Annotated in this window: 11 protein-coding genes; 6 read left to right on the plus strand and 5 right to left on the minus strand. The window is 69.1% G+C overall.

Features of this window, described 5'->3' with window-relative positions:
• The first annotated feature begins 114 nt into the window (after positions 1-114).
• The 3 genes from FHD67_RS05200 to FHD67_RS05210 are packed head-to-tail and all read left to right on the plus strand — an operon-like array spanning position 115 to position 5,911.
• Positions 115-3,993 carry a non-ribosomal peptide synthetase gene (locus tag FHD67_RS05200; protein WP_139598060.1) on the plus strand — a complete coding sequence of 1,293 codons (3,879 nt, stop codon included), beginning with the start codon at positions 115-117 and terminating at the stop codon, positions 3,991-3,993.
• A complete protein-coding gene (locus FHD67_RS05205; protein ID WP_342775266.1) occupies positions 3,990-4,751 on the plus strand; it encodes a WecB/TagA/CpsF family glycosyltransferase in 762 nt (253 codons plus the stop codon). Before FHD67_RS05200 ends, FHD67_RS05205 begins: the two co-directional genes overlap by 4 nt.
• Positions 4,748-5,911 (plus strand): glycosyltransferase, encoded by a 1,164-nt coding sequence (locus FHD67_RS05210; protein WP_139598061.1) that lies wholly within the window; start codon positions 4,748-4,750, stop codon positions 5,909-5,911. Before FHD67_RS05205 ends, FHD67_RS05210 begins: the two co-directional genes overlap by 4 nt.
• Here FHD67_RS05210 and FHD67_RS05215 read toward each other — a convergent pair.
• The 5 genes from FHD67_RS05215 to FHD67_RS05235 form a co-directional block, all read right to left on the minus strand.
• Positions 5,908-7,233, minus strand: coding sequence for an oligosaccharide flippase family protein (locus tag FHD67_RS05215; protein WP_139598062.1), 1,326 nt, complete (start codon positions 7,231-7,233; stop codon positions 5,908-5,910). The genes FHD67_RS05210 and FHD67_RS05215 overlap by 4 nt on opposite strands.
• A 5-nt stretch (positions 7,234-7,238) precedes the next feature.
• Positions 7,239-8,147: a T9SS C-terminal target domain-containing protein gene (locus FHD67_RS05220; protein WP_139598063.1), complete on the minus strand. Its 909-nt coding sequence runs from the start codon at positions 8,145-8,147 to the stop codon at positions 7,239-7,241.
• Positions 8,144-8,884 carry an SDR family oxidoreductase gene (locus tag FHD67_RS05225; RefSeq protein ID WP_045999759.1) on the minus strand — a complete coding sequence of 247 codons (741 nt, stop codon included), beginning with the start codon at positions 8,882-8,884 and terminating at the stop codon, positions 8,144-8,146. Before FHD67_RS05225 ends, FHD67_RS05220 begins: the two co-directional genes overlap by 4 nt.
• Entirely contained in the window at positions 8,881-10,428 is a 1,548-nt protein-coding gene (locus FHD67_RS05230) for a GMC oxidoreductase (protein ID WP_232303277.1), read from the minus strand. Before FHD67_RS05230 ends, FHD67_RS05225 begins: the two co-directional genes overlap by 4 nt.
• A gap of 136 nt (positions 10,429-10,564) precedes the next feature.
• Positions 10,565-11,962 (minus strand): hypothetical protein, encoded by a 1,398-nt coding sequence (locus FHD67_RS05235; RefSeq protein ID WP_139598064.1) that lies wholly within the window; start codon positions 11,960-11,962, stop codon positions 10,565-10,567.
• 203 nt (positions 11,963-12,165) lie between these two features.
• Here FHD67_RS05235 and FHD67_RS05240 point away from each other — a divergent pair, with 203 nt between their 5' ends.
• Genes FHD67_RS05240 through FHD67_RS05250 form a run of 3 tightly spaced genes read left to right on the plus strand, consistent with a single transcriptional unit; the run spans position 12,166 to position 24,034 of the window.
• Positions 12,166-18,471 (plus strand): type I polyketide synthase, encoded by a 6,306-nt coding sequence (locus FHD67_RS05240; RefSeq protein WP_139598128.1) that lies wholly within the window; start codon positions 12,166-12,168, stop codon positions 18,469-18,471.
• Complete coding sequence (locus tag FHD67_RS05245) at positions 18,468-19,445, plus strand: glycosyltransferase family 2 protein (protein WP_139598065.1); 978 nt, start codon at positions 18,468-18,470, stop codon at positions 19,443-19,445. Before FHD67_RS05240 ends, FHD67_RS05245 begins: the two co-directional genes overlap by 4 nt.
• Positions 19,442-24,034 carry a MupA/Atu3671 family FMN-dependent luciferase-like monooxygenase gene (locus tag FHD67_RS05250; RefSeq protein WP_139598066.1) on the plus strand — a complete coding sequence of 1,531 codons (4,593 nt, stop codon included), beginning with the start codon at positions 19,442-19,444 and terminating at the stop codon, positions 24,032-24,034. Before FHD67_RS05245 ends, FHD67_RS05250 begins: the two co-directional genes overlap by 4 nt.
• The last annotated feature ends 11 nt before the right edge of the window (positions 24,035-24,045 follow it).

The following is a 24,045-nucleotide window of genomic DNA, read 5'->3' on the forward strand; positions in this document are numbered from 1 at the left end:
GTTCATCTATGTAAAATCACGATCAATCGGCTATGCGGCAACTCTTTCTTTGCGATAGCGTGATTGGACAGGTATCGCTGGTTTCATCTTATTTGGTCGGAACGGATTAGGAATATGCTGCACGGACCGTCTGTCAGCACGGATGATCGAAAGATCGTCCGCGATCTGCCCGCCGCCACCGACAGCCAGGCGGCCTTTCTGGCGGGCAGCGATCAGGCAGATCCGAACCGCGCCCATATCGAACAGATCGTTCTGGACGCGCCGTCCGACATTTTGGCGCCCGGCCCCCTGCTGGCCGCGTGGCAGCAGTTGGCAGACCGTCACGAGACGCTGCGGACCGTCCTGGTCACCGACGATACCGGCATCCTGCGCCTGGACGTGCTGGACCACGCGCCGGTGCATATGGACAGTGCCGATTTGTCGGACGGGATGGTGGACCGTTTTCTGGCCGATGACCGCGCGGCCGGCGTGGACCCCACCGAACGGCCCGGATGGCGGGTCACGATGGCCGATCTGGGTGGGGGGCAGGCCCGGATGGTCTGGACCATCCACCACGCCCTGATCGACGGGACCAGCATCGCGTTGATTCTGACCGAACTGTGGCGGATCCTGTCAGGCGATCCGCTGATGGCACCCGGCATCGGCTTCATCCAGGCGATCCGGGAGCGCCAGCTGGACGAGCCGCAGGCCCGCGCCGCCTTTGCCGCCACGTTGTCCGATGAAACCGTCGCGTCGGCCTTTCCGGCGGCCCCGTCGAAAACGCATGGCCCGATGCACCAGACCGACCTGACCCTGTCGATGGACGCGTGCGACGCCATCCGCCGTCTGGCCCATTCGGCGCAGGTGACCACGTTGACGGTGGTGCAGGCGGCTTGGTCGATGCTGCTGATGCGCTGGACCGGGCGGTCCGGCGCGGCCTTCGGTCTGGTGGAATCGGGTCGTGGGCGCAATGATCGGGTCGCGGGCTGTCTGGTCACGACGGTGCCGTTCCAGGTGCGGATGGACGACATCGGAACCTTCGGCGACCTGCTGGCGCGCCTGCGGGCGCAGACGCTGCAGTTGCGGCCGCATTCCCATGCGCGCCAGACGCTGATCCGGCAGTGGTCCGGTCGGCAGGGCCGTGCGGCGCTTTACGATACCGTCCTGATGTACCAGCGCGGCACGCTTGCCGCGCGGCTTGCGGCGGACGGCTGCGGCTGGACCGGCGTCCGCCTGATCGAGGAGGGCACGGCGCTGATGTCGCTGTCGGTCCATGACGAAGGTGCGTTGTGGCTGTCGCTGGAGCATGACGCCGCCCGGTTGCCGGACGAGGTGGCGGCCCGCATCCTGCACCAGATGGCCAACCTGCTGCAGGCGATGGGTCGAGCCGACACCGACACGCCGCTGTCCGACCTGACGATGCTGGACGCAGAGGAGCAGCGACACCTGCACACCCTGGGGCGCCCCGACCGGCCCGTCCCGGATGTGCTGCCCGACCTGGCATCGGCCTTCGAGGCGACGGTCGCTCGTCACGGCGACCGGACCGCCGTGACCGAGGCGCAGACGGGTCATTCCGTCGATTTCCGCACCTTGGACCAGCAGGCCAATGCCCTTGCGGCGCGGCTTGTCGTATGCGGCATCGGTCCGCAGGATGTCGTGGCCATCGCCCTGCCCCGATCCGTGCGCCAGATCGCCGCGATGCTGGCCACGCTCAAGGCTGGCGCCGGCTTTCTGCTGCTGGATCTGGATCAGTCACACGACTACCTGTCCGGCCTGATCCGCCAGGCCCGTGCCAAGGCCATCGTGGTCCAGCAGGACATGCCGCTGTCGACCGCGGCACCGAACGTGGTGATGGCCGACGATGCCTGCCAAGCCCACGCCCCGCCGCGACCACCCCTGGATGCGGACAGCCTGGCCTATGTCACCTTCACCTCCGGCTCCACCGGAACGCCCAAGGCGGTTCGGGGGCTGAGCGCCGCACTCAGCGCGCATGCCCATGCGATGGTCGACGCCTATGCGCTGACCGAACGGGACACGGTCCTGCAATTCGCGACGCCCAGTTTCGACGTCGCGCTGGAGGAGATCTGGCCGACCCTGCTGTCCGGCGCGCATGTCGTGTTGCGCGACGCCACGCCGCTCGGCTCGATCCAGGGGCTGCTCGATCTGGTCCGGCGGCATGGGCTGACGGTTTTGAACCTGCCCGCCAGCTATTGGCAACAGATGGTCGCGGACCTGCGCGATCATCCCCGGCCCATTCCGGACAGCCTGCGCCTGCTGGTGACGGGCAGCGAACGCGTGCCGCCCGCAGCCTTCCGCGAATGGCAGCGCCTGGCCCCTGGCGTTCGGTTCGTCAACGCCTATGGCCCGGCCGAAGCCACGGTGACCAGTACCCTGTGGCAGGGATCGTCCCTGTCCGCCGGGTCCGAGGTTCCGATCGGTCGTCCCGCTGGCCATGCCCGCGTCGTGCTGCGCGCGCCGGACGGTACGCCCACGCCTGTGGGTGGCGAGGGAGAGATCGTGATCGGCGGTCAGGCCGTCAGCGGCGGCTATCTGGACGATCCTGATTCGACCGCACGGGCGTTCACGGCAGACGCCGAAGGCCGGCTGTATCGCAGCGGCGATCTGGGCCGCTGGTCGGCGGACGGGCAGCTGATGTTCCTGGGCCGCGAGGATCGACAGGTCAAGCTGCGCGGCCAGCGGATCGAACTGGGCCAGATTGAAAGCGCCCTGGCGGCACGCCCCGGCGTCCTGCAGCTTTTCGTGGACTTGGACAAGGGACCGCCGGCACGCCTGCTGGGCTGGGTCGTCATCGAGGATGGCACCGACATCGACCAGATCGCGCGCGATCTGCGCGACCAGCTGCCTGCCTATATGGTGCCACGGCTGATGGCGGTCGATGATCTACCGGTCACCGCGAACGGCAAGATCGCGCGGGACCTGCTGCCCCGTCCCGCCGCCGCCGGGCCCGTGGCCGGACCCGGCCATGCCGAACCGCAGGTCCTGGCCGTGGCCGCCTGCATGGCCAATGTGCTGGAATTGGCCCATGTCGGACCGGATGACGACTTCTACGACCTTGGCGGCGATTCCCTTCTGGCGTTGCGCCTGATCAGCCTTGTGCGAAGCCGCACCGGACTGCGCCTGCACACGGCCGATGTCATGCAGGCCCCCACGCCCGAAGGGCTGGTCCGCCTTCACCGCACGACCCCGGATCGGCCTCGCTATCTGATCCCGACCCAGCCCCTGGGACATAACGTTCCGATCATCGGCGTCCATGTTCTGGGCCGCAAGCAGGCACTGTTCCGGCCCCTGTCGGACGCGCTTGGTCCCGACTATCCGGTGCTGGGCCTGACGGTCGGCGTTCCCGAAGGCGGACTGGACATCCGCGTCGAAGCCGTCGCCCGCACCTATCTGGAGGAGCTGGATCGGCACCTGCCGGGGCAGCCGGTCTGCCTGGTCGCGGTGTCGATGGCGTCGTATTTCGCGCTGGAACTGGCGCAGCAATTGCGCCGCGCGGGGCGCGAGGTGCCGCTGCTGGTGGTGCTGGACGCCGCGGGCCCTGGCGGACGGCCCTCGGTCCGAGGCTGGGCCAAGCTGCGGGCGCATCTGGGCCAGCTGCGCCGCCACGGTCTGCGCCATATCGTCGAAACGCTGGACAACCGCCGACCACACGAACAGCCCGAGGTGCGCGACCTGCTGCCGACCGACGGCGAAGGTCCGACCGTCGACATGGCCCAGCTGATCGAGGCGAACGTGCAGGCCGTGATCCATTACAACCCCCAGCCCTATGATCGGCCCATCGCGATCTTCCGCGCCGATGCCAGCTTCTGGGATTCCCCGGAGGGCAAACGTCAGGGGTTGGGTTGGGCGCAGATAGCGGCGGGCGGGTGGACCCTCCACGACCTGCCGGGAACGCATCTGTCGATCCTTGAGCCGGGCAATGTCGAGGTGCTTGCCGACCATCTGCGCAGACTTCTGCCGCCGGTGCCGACCGCTACCCCCGTGAAGGAGCCATGATGCAATTCGCAATCGGCGACGACCGCGTCGCCCTGACAGTGCCGGACCGCCAGGCGCTGCTGTCGATCGTCGAAACCCGGCTGGCGGCCGGTCAGGGTTTTGCCTTGGCGACGATGAATGTCGATCATCTGGAAAAGCTGCGCAGCGACGCCGATTTCCGCATGGCCTATGCGCAGCACGACCTGATCGTGGCGGACGGCAACCCGGTCGTCTGGCTGGCGCGGCTTGGCGGACAGCGGGTGTCGCTGGTGCCAGGATCGGACCTGGTGCAGCCATTGTGCGCGCTGGCTGCCCGCCTGGACCGCGGCGTGGCCATTCTGGCCGGCACCGAGGAGGGCGGACAGGATGCTGCGCGCCGCCTGATCGCCGCGCATGCCGGACTGACCGTCAGCCTGGTCGCTGCCCCGGGCTTTCCTTTCGATCCCCACGGTGCCGAGGCCGACGCCCTGCTGGACCGCCTGAACGCCAGCGGCGCATCGCTGTGCCTGCTGGCCCTTGGTGCCCCGCGACAGGAGATCCTGGCCGCGCGCGGGCGCAGGATCTGCCCGCAGGTGGGCTTTGCCTCAGTGGGGGCGGGCATCGATTTCGTCACGGGCAAGCAGCGCCGCGCCCCGCGGTTGTTCCGGGCAGCCCGCATGGAATGGCTGTGGCGCGCCGCGCTGAGCCCCAAGCGGTTGGGCCCGCGCTATGTCCGCGGCGCGCTGATCCTGCCGGGACATGCCCTGCGCGCCCTGCGTGAAAGACCCCGGCAGTCATGACCGGCATGCTGGTCATGGTGCCCTCGGTCCACGTGATGATGCGTGACGGGCAGATGTGGATGGACGACAAGTTCGTGGCGGGCCTGCACCTGTTTGCGCACGAATGGGGCGGCCCGACCCGTGTCGTGCTTCGGCAGGGATCGGCGACGCTGCCCTTTGCCAGCCCGGTGACGGCCGCGGACCTGCCCGGAGAGCTGCGCCTGATCGCCAAGGACGCGCCCATCTCAGCCGAGGATCTGCGCGGCGCGCAGGTGGTGCTGGGAACGGCCGACGACCATCGGCAGCTGGATCTGGCCCGCCTGTGCGGCGCGGTTGGGGCGCGGCTGGTCTATGCGATCGAATACCCGCTGCAGACCCGCCTGGCCGTCGCGCGGCTGGACCTGGCGCGCCGCCCGTTACGTCTGGCCCGGTCGGTCCAGTGGCTGCTGACGCAGGAGTTGCGGCTGCGCCGTGCGCTGCGGTCAGCGCACGGGGTGCAGGCCAACGGTTATCCAGCGATGGCGGCCTATGGGGGGCTGAACGACGACACATGCCTCTATCTGGACAATCGGTCGGAGCGGGAGACCATGGCCACGGCTTCAGAAATCCAGGCCCGCGCGGAGTGGAACGGGCCGCTGCGGATCGTCCATGCCGGCCGGCTGATCGCGATGAAGGGCACGCAGGACCTGATCCCCACCGCCATCGCGCTGCGCGAGCATGGCGTGGATTTCCGCATGGACATCTTTGGCGCCGGCGACATGCGGCAGGCGATCGCGGACGACGTGGCGCGGCATGATCTGGGCGGGGCGGTTCATCTGCATCAGCCGGTCGATTTCGCCACCGGTCTGGTGCCGTGGATGCGCCGGAACGCAGATCTGTTCCTGGCCCCGCACAGGCAGTCCGACCCCTCGTGCAGCTATCTGGAGGCGATGGGCTGCGGTGTGCCCGTTCTGGGCACGAACAACCGGATGTGGTCTGAACTGGCGCGCCAATCCGGCGGCGGTTGGGTCATGCCGATGGGACAGCCCGGGAAGGCCGTCGACATCATCGCGGGGCTGGACCGGGCGGCAATCGCCAAGGCCTCGACCCATGCGTTGGCGTTCGCGCAGGCCCATGACTTCCACAGCGAGTTCAGGCGCCGCATGGATCACCTGCACCGCGTGGCGGCAAAGCCCGCCTAGATCAGCAGAACCGCGGCCAAGACCAGCCCAACCGCGCCGAAGGTCAGGTCGTGCAGACCATCCCATGCCCCGTGCTTGCGGGCGATGCGCACCAGCATCGGATAGGCCAGGATGGCCGCCAGTGCCTGCCCCGCCAAGGCGCCCGGAATGCCCGCCTGGATGCCACCAAGGGTGAACAGGCTGAGAAACAGCACCGCGCGCACCAGCGTGACCCAGAAGAACCCGCGGGAGTCCCCTCCGGCCAGGGCTGCTTGGTCATAGCTGAGACCGATCAACGACGGAATGCTGGCCAGCGCGATCAGTGTCACCAGCGGCCCCGCACTGGCATAGCGCGGATCATAGAGCAGCACGACGAGATGTTCCCCGAATGTCGCCAGCAGCGCCAGCAGCAGCATGAAGCTGCCCGTCAGCGCGGCGCGCACGATGCGCACGCGACGCATGTGCCCGGCACTGGGATCCTCGAACGCGGTACGATAAAGCGGGATCATCACGCGGGATATCACCGTCGTTCCCAGCATCAGCGGAAAGCTGGCCAGAAAGAACGCGATGTTGTAGATGCCCAGCTGCGTCAGCGTCAGCAGGCGCGCCAGGACCGCCTTGTCGCCCTGAGAGATCACGAAGCCCACCACGGTCGACGGCATGATCCATTTGCCGAAACGCACCAGTTCGGCAACACAATCCGGGTCCCACCGGAACCGGTTTGCCGGGCCCGGCATCCAGTAGCTGACCATCAGCACCTTGACCACCGACCCCAGGATCAGCCCGATCACCAGCGCCCAGGCCGATTCCAGCATGGCGGCCAGCCCGATGGTGATGATCGTGGTCACCGCCGCGGTCGCCAGTTCCACGATGGTCAGGCGACCCATCTGCAGATGACGGTTCGCGGTCTCGATCTTCGTGGGCAGCAGACCATAGATCATCGCGGTGGTTCCCGCGACGGGCAGGAACCAGACCAGTTCGGGCACCCCGTAGAAGGACGCCGCTGGCACCGCCAGGATGCAGCAGCCCAGCCACAGGATCACCCCACGGATGGCCTGCATGGTAAAGGCCGTGTCCAGGAAGGTCCGGTCGTCGCCCCTACGGCTTTGCAGGATGGCCGGGGTGATGCCCACGTCCGAGAAGTTGTTCAGGCCCTGGATGATGACCATGATCAGGGTCATCAGGCCGAACACCTCGGGGAACAGGAGACGGGTCAATACCAGGTTCGAGGCCAGGCGGATCGCCTGGATGCCCCCGAAGCTGATCATCGTCAGGGCCGAGCCGCGGAAGGCCCGTTGGGCAAGTCCCTGCCCCGTGAATAGCGATCCGATCATTGCGCGCATGGTCGTCAGGGCCGCCCGGTCTGCATGATGTCCCAGATCCTGTCGGCCGTATCCTCATACGCGGCGGCAAAGTCGGGATCGATCGTGTCGGGCAGCGCCAGTCCCGACGGCGGCCGCGCGCCATAGAGATCGGCATAGGTGATCATCGCCGCCAGCAGATAGATCGTCTCGGTCCCGTGGGGGGACAGGTCGGAAAACAGCGCATCGGGCGCGATGGCCGACAGCGGCGCCTCGGACAGCAGGCGTGCCATCACGCGACCGACCGGCAGCAGGCTGATGTCGGCATCAGGACGCACCCCCGCAAGCCGTGCGACATAGTCGTCGTACCAGCGGGCATAGCCGTTCTGCGCGTGGCGGTAATACCGCTGCATCTCGGCCGGTTCAGGCGGAAAATCATCGGCAAAGGGGTGAAGGTCGGCCCACCCTTCGTAGATCAGGATGCGCGGCGCGTCGGTGTTCTGCACGACCCAGTCCAGGACGGTGACCGTTGCGCCATAAGGGGACTGGCGGTCGGGGTTGTCGCCCGGATAGCGCTTGTCCGAACGGCCGTATTGAATGAAATTCTCCGGGTTCAGGATGATCGTGTCGAACCGCGCCGAGGCAAAGGGCTGATCCGGATTCCAGGCGGGGGTGACCGCATCGAACGACCAGTTCGGAACCGGTGGCAGTTCCGCCGCGAATTCGCGCGGAAAGCCGAAGCGTCCGTCCAGCGCCAGATCGCGCCCGTCGTGCCGGGCCATCACGGCCAGCCAATGGGGGACGGTCGTCTCGTCCGTGTCGGTCAGGTGATGGATCAGGCTGTTGCCGAAGACGAACACGCGGGCGCTGTCACGTTCGGGCACGGGTTCGGCTGTAACAGGCGCGGGCACGGACAGGCCAAGGGCGGCAAGGGCGGAATACAGGATGTGCTTCATGTCGTCTCTTTCAGGCTGGTCGGTTCCGGGGCCAGGACGATTGGTCTGGCGGCGGGTTTCAGCAGCAGCAGGTCCAGGACACGGCGCCGCAGCGATCGGCCCGGCAGGATCTGGCGATCCCCAAGGACGGTCGCGCCGTGCAGGGCCGGATCATCGTTCAACGCCAACGCCGCGCCCAGTCCTGCAACCCGATCGGGGCCATGTTCGGGATCAAGGTCAGGCACCCACTCGGTCACGACGATGCCGGGCAGACGGCCGCCGACCTCGACCGACAGGGTCCGGGTCAGGATGTCTGCTCCGGCCTGCGCGGCGGCGAATCCCAGGTTGCCGGGCAACGGGGGACGCGGCACCGGACGGGCGACGTTGATGATGCGGCCGCGCCCCTGTGCGACCATGCCGGGCAGGAACGCGGCCGTCACGTTGATGCGCCCGCACAGGTTCACCTGCACCTGATGGCACACATCCTCGGCCCGGGCGGACAGGAAGTCCTGGCGGCGATGGATCGCCGCGGCATGGATCAGAATGGTGACCGGACCAAGTTCGCCCTCGATCCTCTGCGCCAGGTCGCGCATGGCCTGGGCGTCGGTGACGTCGCCCTGCAGCGTCTGAAACAGTCCCTCGGCCGGGCGCGGGTGGCGGGAGACGCCCCGCACCGTCATCCCATGCGCCGCCAGGCGGCGCGCAATCGCCTGACCAAGATTCGTGCTGCTGCCGGTGATGACGGCGACCCCGGTCATGGCGCGGCCTTCAGCCGCCGGGCCATCGCATCGGCCACCCGCAAGGCGTTCGCCACGATGGTCATGCCCGGGTTCACCCCGGTCGAACTGGGCATGAAGCTGGCATCGGCGACGAACAGGTTGTCCAGGTCATGCGCCTTGCAGTCGCGGTCCAGGACGCCTTGGCGTGGATCGTCCGAAAAGCGAAGGGTACCGCAGGGATGCGCGATGTTCAGTTCGGGCGCATGGCTGAGCCACAGGGACCGGAGCCCGCGCAGGCGCCGCTTGAGCAGTTTGCGGAACCGCAGGCGGCGGGCCAGAAGCTCTTCGGACATGCGGTATTCGTAGATGATCGTGTCGGGCCGCGCGGGGTCGTGCCGGACGCGGTTGTCCTCGTCCGGCAGGTCCTCGATGATCCCGGCGAAGACGCGGGCATCTCCCAGAAGCTTGGCCGCGGTCAGCGCGGGCAGGCGCAGCAACTCATGACCGATGCGCAAGTGTCTGAAGGGCGAGGCCTGATAGCGCTGGCGCAGCACGTAGAGGATGTTTCCGTAATCGGCGGGCAGTCCCAGGGACTGGAACAGCCCCATCCGATCGGGCCCGTCCCGGTACAGGTCACGCAGCGAAAAGGTCTTGAGCGGTCCGGGCGCGCTGACGGGCGCGTTACGCGGGGGCCAGATGGCTATGCGTTCGTTGATGTGGAACATCAGGCCCCGACCCACCAGGCCGCTGGTATTGCCGCAGCCGTCGGGCCAGTAATCGGTGCTGGAGGCCAACAGCAGGCGCGGCGACGACAGGCTGCCTCCAGCAAGCACGAAGGCCCGCGCTGACAGCAGATGCTCGACTCCGTCGCGGCGCACGCGAAGATGTGTGACCGTCCTGGCATCACCTTGCAGCGACAGGGCATCAGTGCCATCCAGCACCGCGGCGCGCCCCGTGGCAAGGGCGGGCAGGACGCCCGCCGACCGACCGTCCATCTTGCAGTCGCGGGGGCACTTGCGGCCGATGCACTCGCGACACCCCTCCAGCTGGCGGATGCCAAGGTGCGCGCGATAGGGATGCAGCCCTGCCCTCTCCAGCGCCTGGCCCAAGGCTTCGTCCCGCGCGGCCAGCGGGCGCGGGGCCGCCAGGGGCGCTGCCGGTTCGCCCAACGGGTCCTGGCTGCCGTTGACGGCCATCACGTCGCGCGCACGGTCGTACCAAGGCGCGAATTCATCATAGCCCACCGGCCAGCCGCCCGTCGGATGCGGCAGGCCGGGGACGGATTCCATGTCGTGGCGTTCGGGCTGTTCCATGGCGGCGGCATAGAAGACCGAGGTGCCGCCGACGCCCACACCCTGCGCGCCCCAGCCAACCGACGTGGCACCGTCCACCGTCGATTCCACCGGCACCGGCCAGCAGCCGAACATCTGCCGCGCGAACGGGTCGTCATAGCCGCATTCCTGGCCGTTCTCGGCCAAGCGGGGGCCGGTGGACCCCTTTTCCACGAACAGCACCGAAAGGCCCGCCTCGGCCAGGGCACGACCGCAGAGGCCACCGCCCAGGCCGGCGCCGACGATAATCACGTCCCAAGATCTGTTCAGGAGTTCGTCCACGTGCCCTCGATTGTCAGGGGTTTGAATGGCCGGGGGCCGGATGCCGCAGACGCGCCATGCGGTTCCACTACCCGCATCGCGGCGGCCTGGAAGTGCGCGCGCCCGGTCATCCAATCACCGTCTTCATCGCCCGGCGCGCGGCGGGGGCCGGTGCGGCCTGCCTGGCTCCGACGGGCATGCCGCGGGCCGCCAGCCCGGCCAGGGCACCCGCGCTCATCCAGGTCAGGGGAGTGACGGTCGCATTGGGGATCAGGTCCACCAGGCTTGCCGCCATGATCAGGGCCAGGCCGGCGGTCCAGCGGTCGACCGGACCGGACCGCGTGGCCAGCCACAGGCGGATCACCGAACCGCACAGCAGGCCGAAGATCGACAGATAGCCCAGAATGCCGCTGATGGTCATCACCACCACCCAGTATCCGTCGCTGACGCTGGTGTACTCTCCCGAGATCGGATCGATCTCGAGGTTGCGGCCCCATCCGCCCCAGCCCGCCAGCGGCTTCTGCGAGGCGCGATCCAGCAGCACCTGTTCGTTCATGAAACGGAACTCCAGGGACCGGCCCCGTTCGGCATCCATCGACAAGGCAAAGTCGCGAATCGCGTCGGTGGGCATCACACCCAGCCACAGCGCCAGCGGATAGGCCATCACCACCGCGGCCAGCGCCGCGGCGATGCTAACCTGCAGGCGCGGCGGCGTCATCAGCACCAGCGGCACCAGAAGCATTCCGTAGATGATCGATGCCGCGCTTTTGCACAGCACCAAGACGACCAGCAGATAGACCAGGACGGCCATGTTGCGGGTCCGCGCCTGCGCATCCCCGTCGCGCAGCGCCACCGCGGCGCAGATGACAGCGGTCACGACCAGGATCGCGACCCAAAGGCCGTGTTCCAGGAAGACCATCGGGCGGAAGCCGCCATAGCGGATCGTCTGGCTGAAATCATGCGCGAAAAAGCCGTAGATCCAGACGTTCAGCTGCGGGCTGACCCGAATCTCCAGCAGCATCGGCAGGGAATAGGCCAAGGTCGCCAGCGTCAGCGCCACCATCCAAGCCCGGATGCCGTCGGTTGACGACAAGACCAGATACCCCAGCAGGAAGGGCAGCAATGTCAGCACGGTGTTGATCGTGCCGTTGAGCGCGTCGAACAGACCCAGGCCGGGACGATAGGTGATCCCCTCGATCAACGGTTCGGGATTGGTGGCCACCGTCAGGGTCGGGGTGACCATCGCCAGGACGGTCAGGATGACGACCCAGCCCTCCAGCCGGATCCAGGGCATCGGAAAGCGGTCGCGCAGCATCACTGCGCCCAGCATCGCGCACAGGGACGGGATCGCATGCTTGTCCAGGGTCGGCAGAATCGGCAGGTCGATCCCCACCACCGGCGGCAGCAGCAGGTATCCCAGCAGCGGCACCCAGATGAGTGCCTGTCGGGGCGTCAGCCGCGAGAACAGCATCGCCGCCACGGCCGGCCACGCTGCCAACATGATCAGCGACAGACTGTTGCCCATGTCTTCTCCCAGCTTGAACGTCACGCTTAAGGGGAACGATGACGTGAATCCACAGGAATTAGCGTAAATTCCCATGCAACATTCCGTCAGCTTTGATAATCATCCCATTGTAAGGTTTCAGTGGTGGATTGCGGACCGCGCTCAGCGCAGGGTTGTAATCCGGAAGAACAAGGAAGACGGGCTTGACCGATACGCCGATCAACATGCGTGACATCGCCATCGTGGGCTTTGGTGTCGATCTTCCCGGCGCGTCCGACCCCCGGCAGTACTGGCAGAACCTGCGCGACGGGGTCGAATCGATCATCCATCTGACGCCGGAGGAGCTGCGCGCCGCCGGAGAGACGGAATCACGGATCAGCCATCCCGATTACGTCCCCTTTGCCGCCCGGCTTGACGGGTTCGATCATTTCGATGCCGAGTTCTTCGGCCTCAGCCCCAAGGATGCGGCGGTGATGGACCCCCAGCACCGCAAGTTCCTGGAGACCTGCTGGCATGCGCTGGACCATGCCGGGCACCGGCCCGACAGCCTGGGCATGGTCGGGGTCTGGGCGGGCTGCGGGATGGGCAGCTACTTTTCCGTCAACATCTGCTCGAACCGCGACCTGGTCGAGGAAACGGGCATGTTCCTGCTGCGCCATACCGGCAACGACAAGGATTTCCTGTCCACCCGGGTCAGCCACATCTTCGACCTGCGCGGGCCAAGCGTATCCGTGCAGACGGCCTGTTCCACCTCGCTGGTGGCGGTCCATTCGGCATGCCAGGCGCTGCTGGCGGGCGATTGCGACGCGGCGCTTGCCGGCGGCGTCACGATCGAGCTGCCGCAGGGTCGGGGATATATCTACAAACCGAACGAAATCCTGTCGCCGGACGGCCATTGCCGCGCCTTCGATCACCGCAGCCAGGGCACCGTCTTCGGCAGCGGCGCGGCGGTCGTGCTGCTGCGCCGCCTGTCGGACGCGATCGCTGACGGCGACCACATCTGGGCGGTGATCCGGGGCAGCGCGATCAACAACGACGGTTCGGCCAAGGCCGGCTATCTGGCCCCCTCGGTCGAGGGGCAGGCGGCCGCCATGGCCGAGGCGCATCTGATCGCGGGCGTCGACTCCTCGACCATCGACTACGTCGAATGCCACGGAACGGGCACCAGCCTGGGCGACCCGATCGAGGTTGCGGCCCTGGCCGAGGCCTTTGCCCTGGGCCAGGGGGGCGGTCGGACCGGCATCGGGTCGGTCAAGACGAATATCGGCCATACCGACACCGCCGCCGGCACTGCCGGTCTGATCAAGGTCGCCCTGTCGCTGCATCACCGCGAAATCCCGCCCAGCCTGGGATACGAGGCGCCGAACCCGGTGATCGATTTTGATTCGACCCCCTTCCACGTCGTCGCCACGCGCGAGCCTTGGCCCGCGCACCCGGACCGCCCGGGCCGGGCGGCGGTAAACTCGCTTGGCGTGGGCGGCACAAACGCGCATGTCGTGGTCGAGGAGGCGCCCCCTGCCCCGCCCTCGGAGCCCTCCGACTGGCCAGTCCAGCCGCTGATCGTGTCGGGTCGCACCCGCGCCGCGCTGGACGCCAACGCGGCCGCGCTGGCCGCGTGGCTGCGCGCCCATCCCGACGCCAACCTGGCCGATGTGGGGTTCACCCTGCAGCAGGGACGCAAGCTGTTCGACAAGCGCCGCGTGCTGGTCGCCGCCGATGTGACCGAGGCGGCCGAGCTGCTGGAGACCGGCAACACCCGCCGGGTCTTCAACCACGACCGGATGACGGCGGCGCCCAAGCCCGCCTTCCTGTTCCCCGGCGGCGGCGCGCAATCGATCCACATGGCGCGCGGCCTCTACGAGACCGAGCCGGTCTTCCGCGACTGGATGGACCGCGGCCTTGCCGTGCTGGAACGCCTGACCGACCGCGACCCCCGCGCGCTGTGGCTGCCCGAGCCGGGCCAAGAACAGGCGGCGACCGAGGCGTTGAACCGCCCCTCGGTCCAGCTGCCGCTGATCATGATCGTCGAATACGCGCTGGCGCAGCTGTGGATCAGCTGGGGTGTCGTCCCGCAGGCGCTGGCCGGTCATTCGATGGGCGAGAACACTGCCGCCTGCCTGTCGGGGGTGATCGGGTTCGAGGATTGCATCGCGCTGGTGGAACTGCGCGGGCGGCTGTTCGACCGCATCGCGCCGGGGGGCATGCTCAGCGTGCCGCTGCCCGCGGTAGAGCTGATGGCCGAGGCGGGCGACGACCTGGATCTGGCCTGCGACAACGCCCCCGGCCTGTCGGTGGTGTCCGGCCCCCGCGACCGGATCGACGCGCTGCAGGCGACGCTGGTCGCGCGCGGCATCGACTGTCAGCGCGTGGCGATCGACATCGCCGCCCATTCGCGGATGCTGGAACCGATCCTGCCGGAATTCGAGGCCTTCCTGCGCAGCATCCCGCTGTCCGCGCCGCGCATCCCGATCCTGTCGAACCGCACCGGCACCTGGATGACGGACGCTCAGGCCACCGACCCGCGCTATTGGGTCGATCACCTGCGCCACCATGTCGATTTCGCGGGCTGCATCGCCACGCTGCGCGAGGATCCCGCGCGCCTGTTCGTCGAGGTCGGCCCCGGCCGCGCCATGTCTGCCCTGGCGCAGGCCAATGGCGCAGCACCCGACCGGGTGATCAGCACCCTGCGCCATCCGGACCACGCGATCGAGGATGACGCCTTCTTCCTGAACGCGTTCGCGCGGCTTTCGGCCACCGGGCTGGCGCTGGACTGGTCGCCGATCTGGGGCGAGGGTCGCCGCCGGGTGCCGCTGCCGGGCTATGTGTTCCAAAGCAAGCGTTACTTCATCGAACCGGCATCGTCCGACGCCTCCTATGCCACCACCGACGACGCACCGCTGGCCATCCCGGAATCACAGGGCTGGGCATGGCGCCCGTCCTGGCGGCTGTCGGCCCCAGACATCGAACTGGGCACCGATGGCCGTCCGCAGGCCGCGGCGGAACGTTGGCTTATCCTGGCAGACGAGACCGGATTGGCGACCCGCGTGGGCACGCAGCTGCGCGATGCCGGGCACGAGGTGATCTGGCTGCGCCCGGGTGACTGTTTCGCGCAGACGGGGGAATCCGACTTCATCGTCGCGCCAGAGAATGGCGCATCGGATTTCGAGCTGCTGATCGCCGCGCTGGTGGCGCAGAACCGGCTGCCGCAGCGGATCGTCAGCTTCTGGCTGGTGCCCGATGCCGGGCGGCAAGGCGCGCGGGCAGGCTTCAGCGCCTTCCATCGCCATCTGGAACAGGGCTTCAACACCGCGTTGCACCTGATCCGGGCTCTGGCGAACGAGGGCGGCGGGCAGGAGATCGACTTTGTCGCTATCACCTCTGACGCCGTGCGGGTGGGGGCCGAAAAGATCGAGGCCCCCGAAAAGGCCACCATCCTTGGACCCCTGGCCGTGGGCATGCGCGAATTCCCGTGGCTGTCGGCGCGCAGCATCGACGTGCAGACGCGCGGCGACCAGACCGCGTTGGCCCAACGCCTGGTCGAGGATCTGCTGGACCCTGCGCCCCCGACCCGCGCCGCATGGCGCGACGGTCGCCGTTTGGCGCGCCATCTGGTGCCCGCCACGCTGCCTGCACCGGACGCCGCGCCGACATTCGGTCCGGGGCGGACGGTGCTGATCACCGGCGGCCTGGGCGGCATCGCCCTGACCCTGGCGCGCCACATCAGCGCGCAGGGCGCGGCGGTGGCACTGCTGACGCGGCGGCCCCTGCCGCCCGAGGAGGAATGGGACGCCCGCATCGCCGCCGATCCCGACCACCGTCAGGCCCGCCAGATGGCGGCGCTGCGCGACCTGCGCGCGGCCGGGGCGACCATCGCGATCGAAGCCGCGGACGTCACCGATGCCGAGGCGTTGTCGCGCGCCGTGGCCGCGCTGCGCGGCAGGCTGGGTCCGATCACCGACCTGATCCATGCCGCGGGCGTCGTCGACGATGCGCCGATGCTGGCCAAGTCCACCGCCGGGATCGAGGACGTGCTGGCCCCCAAGGTCCACGGCACGCGCAACCTGGCGATGGTGCTGGCGGCGCATCCGGTCCAGCGCACCGTGCTGTTCTCGTCGACCTCGACCGAGATCGCGGCGGCGGGACAGGTCGACTATGTCGCCGCCAACGAATATCTGAACGCCGTCGCCGGAGCCGGGATCGCGGCCTTTGGGCAGGTGGTGTCGCTGAACTGGGGGGTCTGGGCCGATATCGGCATGGCCGCCGACGCGCTGACGGGGCGCCGCGACGACCCCGCGCCGCTGCCCGTCGATCAGCCCCTGCTGTCCACGCATGCGCGCCAGGGCGCGGTCGACCGCTTCGGCGGCAGGCTGTCGGCCTCTGACTGGATCATCGCCGAACACCGGACCCGCGACGGCGTGGCGCTGCTTCCCGGCACGGGGACGATCGAACTGGCGGCGCAGGCGCTGCGGGCGGCAGGTCGGCATGCGCCCTGGGCCTTGCGCGACCTGACCTTCCTGGACCCGCTGACGGTCGAGGATGGTGGCACCCGCGATTTCCGCGTGACGCTGACCCAGGGACAGGAGACCACCGGCTTCCTGGTCGAGGCCGATTTCGGCCAGGGGCCCGTCGCCGTGGCCGAGGGCGGTATCACCGCCGCCGAACCTGCACGCGCGCCGCTGGACCTTCTGGCGCTGACGGCGGGCATGCGGGTCGACCGTGCGCCCGTGGGCCATGCCTTGGAATCCGCGCAGGAGGGTCAGATGGCCTTTGGTCCGCGGTGGCGCGTCCTGCAGGCGACCTGGATGGGCGACGGCCAGGGCCTCGCGCAGCTGCGCCTGCCCGATGCCGCCCTCGCCGATCTGGACCTTGGGTTCATCCTGCACCCGGCGCTGATGGATATTGCGACGGGCTGGGCGATGGACCTGATCCCCGGCTATGACCGGGCGCAGCTGTGGGTGCCGCTGTCCTATCGGGCGCTGACCATGCATGCGCCCCTGCCGGCCGCCGTCACCAGCCTTGTCAGACTGGCCAACGCATCCGACGGCTATGCCAGCTTCGACGTGACGCTGACCGATGCGCAGGGCCGCGTTCTGGTCGAGGTCGAGGGGTTGACCCTGCGCCGCCTGGACGCCGCCCCCGCGGTGCGCTTGGCCGCGCGCGGTCCCGACATGGCGCAGCCCACCCGCCCCGGACAGGAGCGTCTGGCGCGCATGGTCGCGCAGGGCATTCCGCCCGGCCGCGGGCCCGTGCTTCTGGAACAGGCACTGCAGGCCGGGCTGCCGCAGATCGCCATCTCCAGCATGGACCTGCCGCAGCTGATCGCGCAGGAGACCCGCAGCAGCCGTGCCCGCGCCGCCGGCGCCAGCACCAGCTTCGAGCGTCCGGACCTGGACAGCGACTATGTCGAACCGCGAACCGATCTGGAACGCAGCATCGCGGGGTTCTTCCGCGACCTGCTGGGCGTGCAGCAGGTGGGCGTCGATGACGGGTTCTTCGACCTAGGCGGCCATTCGCTGATCGCGGTGCGGCTGTTCGCGATGATCCGCAAGGCCTATGCGATCGACCTGCCGCTGGCGACGCTGTTCGAGGCCCCGAACGTCGCGGCCCTGGCCGCCCTGATCGAGGCGCGGATCGGTCCGCGTCCCGACAGCAGCCCCGGTCAGGTCGTGCCGCTGGCACAGGCGCAGACCGCCAGCTTCACCCATCTGGTGCCGATGAGCCAAGGCGCCGCGGGCGGGGGGACGCCGCTGTTCATCGTCGCGGGGATGTTCGGCAACGTGCTGAACCTGCGCGCGCTGGCGCAGCGCCTGTCGCCCGACCGTCCGGTCTGGGGCCTGCAGGCGCGCGGCCTGTTCGGCGATGCCGCCCCGCATGCGACCTTGGCCGAGGCCGCCACCAGCTGCATCGAGGAGATCCGCCAGATCCAGCCGCAAGGCCCCTATCTGGTCGCGGGCTTTTCCGGCGGCGGCCTGACCGCGCTGGAGATCGCGCGTCAGTTGCAGGCCGATGGAGAGAGCGTGGCGCGTCTGGTCATGCTGGACACGCCCGTGCCCATGCGCCCGACACTGACGCGCAAGGACCGCCTGATGATCCGGGCCGCCGAGATCCGCCGCGAGGGGCCGGGCTTCCTGTCCCGTTGGCTGCGGGAACGGCTGGCCTATGAACGGTCGCGTCGCCAGCAGCTGCCGCAGGCGGATTCCGCGGGCTTCCACAACGCCGCCATCCATGCCGCCTTCCTGGGCGCGCTGCCGCAGTTCGAGATGCGGGTCTGGGACGGTCCGGTGACCCTGTACCGGCCGCGGCTGGACCGGCAGTTCAAGGTGTCGGGCGGAATGCATGTCAGCACCGCGCGCGAATACGTCTTCGAGGACAACCTGTGGTCGCCCTGGATGCCGGAGCTGACCGTCGTCGAGGTACCCGGGGACCACGATTCGATGGTGCTGGAGCCCTGCGTCAGGGTGCTGGCCGACCGGATGCGCAAGGATCTGGCAGAGGGCGACAAGGCTGACCTCCGGAGGGCCGCGGAATGAGCGTGGGCGCCGTGCATGTGATCATCCTGAACTGGCGCAGCGCGCAGATGTCTCTGCGCTCGGCCGAGGCTGCCGTCATCGCGATGGAGGGGATCGAGGGTGTCATCTCGCTGATCGACAACGATTCCGGCGATGGCAGCTTCGAGGAGATGAGCCGGGAGGCGGCCGACCGCGGCTGGACCGCAGGCGGCCGCCTGCGGGTGCTGCAGTCGGGCCATAACGGCGGCTTTGGTGCGGGCAACAATGCCGCGCTGCGCGTGCCGACGGATCGACCCTGCGATCTGGTGCTGATCGTGAACTCGGATGCATTCCTGGAACCCGACACGATCGCGCGGATGCGGGCGCACATGCTGGCGCATCCGGCCATCGGCCTGCTGGGGTGCCGGGTCGTGGGCGAGCACGGCAACCACCACACCACGCATTTCCGCTTCCCGACCGCCGCCAGCGAGCTGGAGGACGCGGCCCGCACCGGGCCGATCTCACGCCTGCTGGCGCGCCATGTCGTCACCATGCCGATGCCGCCCGTCGCCGCGCCGGTGGACTGGGCCGCCGGTGCGGCGCTGATGATCCGCCGCGACGTCCTGGACGCGATCGGCGGCTTTGACGAGGCATATTTCCTCTATTTCGAGGAAACCGACCTGTGCCTGCGCGCCGCAAAGGCGGGCTGGCCCACGCATTACCTGCCGGATGCCCGCGTGATGCATATCGGGTCGGTCAGCACGGGCATGCGGGAATGGACCCTGCCGCCCGATTACTGGTTCGCCTCGCGCGAGCATTACTTCCGCAAGAACCACGGCCGCGCCTATGCCGTCGCGGCGGTGCTGGCCCATCTGGCCGGCCTGACCGTGCGGCGCCTGCGCGCGATCCGCCGCGAAGACCAGACCATGCCCAAGGGGCAGGCGCGCGCGCTGATCCGCCACGCGCTGGCCCCAAGCCGACCCCGACAGATTTTCCGACCCGGAGACAGACCGTGACCCAGCTTGATTTCGCATTGATCGGCAACGCCTCGCTTGCGCTGGAGGCGGCGCGGATCCTGACCGGGCGCGGCCATGTCCTGCGCTCGTTCACGGTCGAGGATCCGGCCCTGGCTGCGGCGGCGCGGGCGCAGGGCCTGCCGGTGGGTCCTGTGGCGGAATGCGATTATATCCTCAGCGTGGCGAACCTGACCGTCATTCCGGCGCAGACGCTGGCCCTGGCGCGGCGGGGGGCGGTCAATTTCCACGACGGTCCGCTGCCCGAACGGGCCGGGCTGAACGCCCCGATCTGGGCGCTGCTGGAGGGGGTGCAAAGCCACGCGATCACCTGGCACCGCATCAGCGGCGGCGTGGACGAAGGTCCGGTCCTGCTGCGCGTGCCGGTCCAGATCGCACCCGACGACACCGCCCTGACCCTGAACGCCCGCTGCTGGGAAGCAGCGCTGAGCAGTCTGCCCCAGCTGATCGACATGCTGGAACGGGGCGACGATCAGGGCTCGGCTCAGCCCCACGCGCCGGTGAAACGCCACATGCGGATCGACCGCCCTGCGCATGCGGCAACGCTGGACCCGGCGCAGGATGCCGACAGCCAGGCGCGGTTGGTCCGTGCACTGGACCACGGCCCCTACTGGAACCCGATGCTGCGCCCGCGCCTGCGGACCGGTCGTGGCATCGTGCTGGTGGGCGGGGCGGAAGCCGCGCAGGGCGAGCCGTCGGCCCAGCCCGGACAGGTGCTGGAGGTCCGCGACCACGATATTCTGGTCGCCATGGCACAGGGCGGCGCGCTGCGCCTGTCGGGCCTGCACGGCACGGACGGGCAGGCCGTGGCGCATGGGCTGTCCGTGGGCGACCGACTGCCGACCGGCCCCGCCGATCCGGCCCTGGATGCGGCCATCCGCGACGCCGCCCGGGACGAGCCGTTCTGGCGCAAGCGCATGGCGCGTCTTGCCCCCGTGGTCGTTCCCGAAGCCGCGCTGTCGGACGCGCCCGCGGATTGGCAGGCCGACGGCCTGACGCTGCCCCGCCCGCTTCCCGCCGCGGCGGTTCTGGCCGCGCTCGTGGGCGCGCTGGTCCGGATGACGGGATCGTCGGCCTTCGACATCGGGCTGGCGCCGCATCTGCCGGACGGCGTGCGCGACCACATGCTGGGGTTCCGCCCGCTGCCCGTCGATGCCGATGGCGAGACGCTGCAGGCGCTGGCCGCAGCCCTTGACCGCGATCGCAGCGCGCTGCTGGACCGGGCGCCGGTGCTGGCCGACCTGATCGCCCGCGCGCCGGAACTGGGGCGTCCGGGGACACCCGGCCTGATCCTGGCCGCGGGACCGCAGGATGCGCCGACCGGCGCCGCGATCTGCGTGGCGCTTGAGGAGGGCGAGCAGTCGCGCGTGCAGGTCTGGTGGGACCGCACGCGCCTGTCGCAGGCCGCATGGCGCGCCATCGCCAACGTGACCGAGGCCCTGGCCGCGGCCGATCCGTCCCTGCCGCTGGACAAGGCCCCGACTCTGCCGGCCCATGCCACGGCGACCGTGGCCCGCGACGACCGCGATGCGGGCCCGGGCGCGCCTGCGACGATCCAGGACGCGTTCGCCGCACAGGTCGCCCGACGCCCCGATGCAGACGCGCTGATCTTTCGCGGAGAGCGGCTGAGCTATGCCCAGCTGGATCAACGCGCGTCCCATCTGGCGCGACAGCTGGCCGCGATGGGTGTTGGCCCCGGCGTGCCCGTGGGCCTGTTCGCCCCGCGCGGGCTGGGATTGGTCGTCGGTGCGCTGGCGATCCTGAAGGCGGGCGGCGCCTATGTGCCGCTGGATCCGGACTATCCGGCTGACCGGCTGCAGCATTACATCGCCGACAGCGGTGCGCCGGTGGTCGTGGCCGACCCGGCGATCCTGTCGCGCCTGCCCGCGCATCAGGCGCGCGTGCTGCCGCTGGACGCCAAGGGACCGGAGGCGGACCCCCGGCCCGCATCGGGCCAGGACCTGGCCTATCTGATCTACACCTCCGGCTCGACCGGGACGCCCAAGGGGGTGATGGTCGAACATCGCAACGTGGTAAACTTCTTCGCCGGCATGGACCGGTCGCTGGATGCCCCCGAACCGGGCACCTGGCTGGCGGTCACCAGCCTGTCCTTCGACATTTCCGTGCTGGAGATCTTCTGGACGCTGACCCGTGGCTGGAAGGTCGTCATCGCAGGCGATCTTCTGGGGGGTGCCACGGCGGAGCCTGCCACCGGCAGCCGCAAGGGCATGCAGATGTCGCTGTACTACTGGGGCAATGACGACGGGGCAGGCCCCAAGAAATACGAACTGCTGCTGGAGGGTGCGAAATTCGCCGACCGCCACGGTTTCGTCGCCGTCTGGACGCCCGAGCGGCACTTCCACGCCTTCGGCGGCCCCTATCCGAACCCCTCGGTCACCGGGGCGGCGGTGGCGGCGGTCACGCAGAACATCGCGGTCCGCGCAGGGTCGTGCGTCGGCCCCCTCCACCACCCTGCCCGCATCGCCGAGGAATGGGCCGTCATCGACAACCTGACCAACGGGCGCTCCGGCATCGCCGTGGCCTCCGGCTGGCAGCCGGACGATTTCGTGCTGCGCCCGCAGAACACGCCGCCCGCGAATAAACCTGCGATGCTGCAGACCATCGACCAGGTCCGCCGGCTGTGGCGCGGCGAGGCGGTCGAGTTTCCGCGCGCCGACGGCACCCCCTTTGCCGTCGTAACCCAGCCCCGGCCGGTATCGGCGGAACTGCCCATCTGGGTGACCACCGCGGGCAACCCCGAGACCTGGCGCGAGGCCGGGCGGCTTGGCGCGAACGTGCTGACCCATCTTCTGGGTCAAAGCATGGACGACATCGCCGCCCGCATCCCGGAATATCACGCAGCCCTGCGGGAGGCGGGTCACGATCCGGCGGATTTCACCGTCACGCTGATGCTGCACAGTTATCTGGCCGACACGCGCGAGGCCGCGATGGAGACCGCGCGCGAGCCGATGAAGGAATACCTTCGCGCTGCCGCCGCGCTGGTCAAGCAATATGCCTGGGCCTTCCCGGCCTTCAAGAAGCCCGCGGGCGTCACCGACGCGATGTCGCTGGACCTGTCGAACCTGGACCCGGACGAGATGGAGGGCATCCTAGATTTCGCCTTCCTGCGCTATTTCAATGACAGCGGCCTGTTCGGGACCGTCGACGATGCCGAGGCGCGGATCGCAGCCCTGCGCAAGATCGGCGTGACCGAGATCGCCTGCCTGATCGACTATGGCATCGCCCCGTCGATGGTGCTGGACAGCCTGCGGCATCTGGCGGTGCTGCATGACCGCGTGAACCCGGTCACGACCGAGGTCGCCGATTACGGCATCGCGGCCCAGATCACGCGGCACAAGGTCACTCACCTGCAGGCCACCCCATCGATGGCGCGCCTGCTGCTTGAGGACGCACCGTCGCGTGCCGCGATGGCGGGGCTGAAGACCATCGCCCTGGGCGGAGAGGCCCTGAGCCAGGGCCTGCTGGCCGATCTGCGACGGAACGGATCGGCGCGCGTCCTGAACATGTACGGCCCGACCGAAACGACGATCTGGTCGGCTGTCGCCGATCTGGGCACGCAGGCCGACGATGTCTGGCTGGGTGACCCCATCGCTGCCACCAGCCTGCACCTGCGCGACCCGCAGGGAGAGGCGGTCGCCGACGGCGTGGCGGGAGAATTGTGGATCGGCGGGGCGGGCGTCACCCGCGGCTACTGGAACCGTCAGGCGCAGACCGATGCGGCCTTTCCGCAGACCGACCAGGGACGTCTGTATCGGACCGGCGATCTGTGCCGTCGCGACAGCACCGGGCGCCTGCGGTTCCTGGGTCGCATCGACCAGCAGGTCAAGCTGCGCGGCTATCGCATCGAACTGGGAGAGATCGAGACCCGGTTGGCCCGCCTGCCCGGCGTCCGCGACGTGGCGGTCGTCGCCAAGGGCCAGGGTCCGGGCGATCGGCAACTGATCGGCTATGCCACCGGAGAAGGGCTGGACGGCGCGGCGCTGCGCGCGGCGCTGTCGCGCGAGCTGCCCGATTTCATGGTGCCGCTGCAGATCCATGTCCTGCCGGAAATGCCGCTGACCCCCAACCGCAAGATCGACCGCAAGGCGCTGGCGGCGGCCGATGCCGCGCCGCCCACGGCCCGGGTCGCACCGCCGGCACCACCGCCCGTTGCGGCCGCCACGCTGGTCCCCGCCCCGGCGCCCGAGGTCAACGACCTGCAATCGCGGATCGGCCAGATCATGGCCCGCATCCTGGGCCTGCCCGAGGTTCGCGCGGATGACAACTTCTTCCAACTGGGTGGGCACTCGCTGCTGGCGGTGCAGCTGCACCGGACGATCCGGGACGAGCTGGCAGTAACGCGGAGTTCGATCACGGACATCTTCCGGTTCCCGGTGCTGCGTGATCTGGCCGCGCATCTGGGCGGAACACGGGCCACGCCCGCGACCCCTGCACCGGTGGCCGCTGCCCCCTCTCCCACCCCGGATGCGGTCCAGCCCGCCGCCGCGGGCGACATGATGGCCGCGCGCCGCGCTCTGCGCGCACGCATGCGGCCCACGGGCCAAAACTGACCCGGCATATG

This window comes from Paracoccus haeundaensis, from assembly GCF_006239215.1.
GTDB classification, from domain to species: Bacteria; Pseudomonadota; Alphaproteobacteria; order Rhodobacterales; family Rhodobacteraceae; genus Paracoccus; species Paracoccus marcusii.

Coding starts and splice junctions, on each gene's coding strand:
- FHD67_RS05200 (WP_139598060.1), top strand. CDS start 115: ATGCTGCACGGACCGTCTGTCAGCACGGATGATCGAAAGATCGTCCGC.
- FHD67_RS05205 (WP_342775266.1), top strand. CDS start 3,990: ATGATGCAATTCGCAATCGGCGACGACCGCGTCGCCCTGACAGTGCCG.
- FHD67_RS05210 (WP_139598061.1), top strand. CDS start 4,748: ATGACCGGCATGCTGGTCATGGTGCCCTCGGTCCACGTGATGATGCGT.
- FHD67_RS05215 (WP_139598062.1), bottom strand. CDS start 7,233: ATGCGCGCAATGATCGGATCGCTATTCACGGGGCAGGGACTTGCCCAA.
- FHD67_RS05220 (WP_139598063.1), bottom strand. CDS start 8,147: ATGAAGCACATCCTGTATTCCGCCCTTGCCGCCCTTGGCCTGTCCGTG.
- FHD67_RS05225 (WP_045999759.1), bottom strand. CDS start 8,884: ATGACCGGGGTCGCCGTCATCACCGGCAGCAGCACGAATCTTGGTCAG.
- FHD67_RS05235 (WP_139598064.1), bottom strand. CDS start 11,962: ATGGGCAACAGTCTGTCGCTGATCATGTTGGCAGCGTGGCCGGCCGTG.
- FHD67_RS05240 (WP_139598128.1), top strand. CDS start 12,166: ATGCGTGACATCGCCATCGTGGGCTTTGGTGTCGATCTTCCCGGCGCG.
- FHD67_RS05245 (WP_139598065.1), top strand. CDS start 18,468: ATGAGCGTGGGCGCCGTGCATGTGATCATCCTGAACTGGCGCAGCGCG.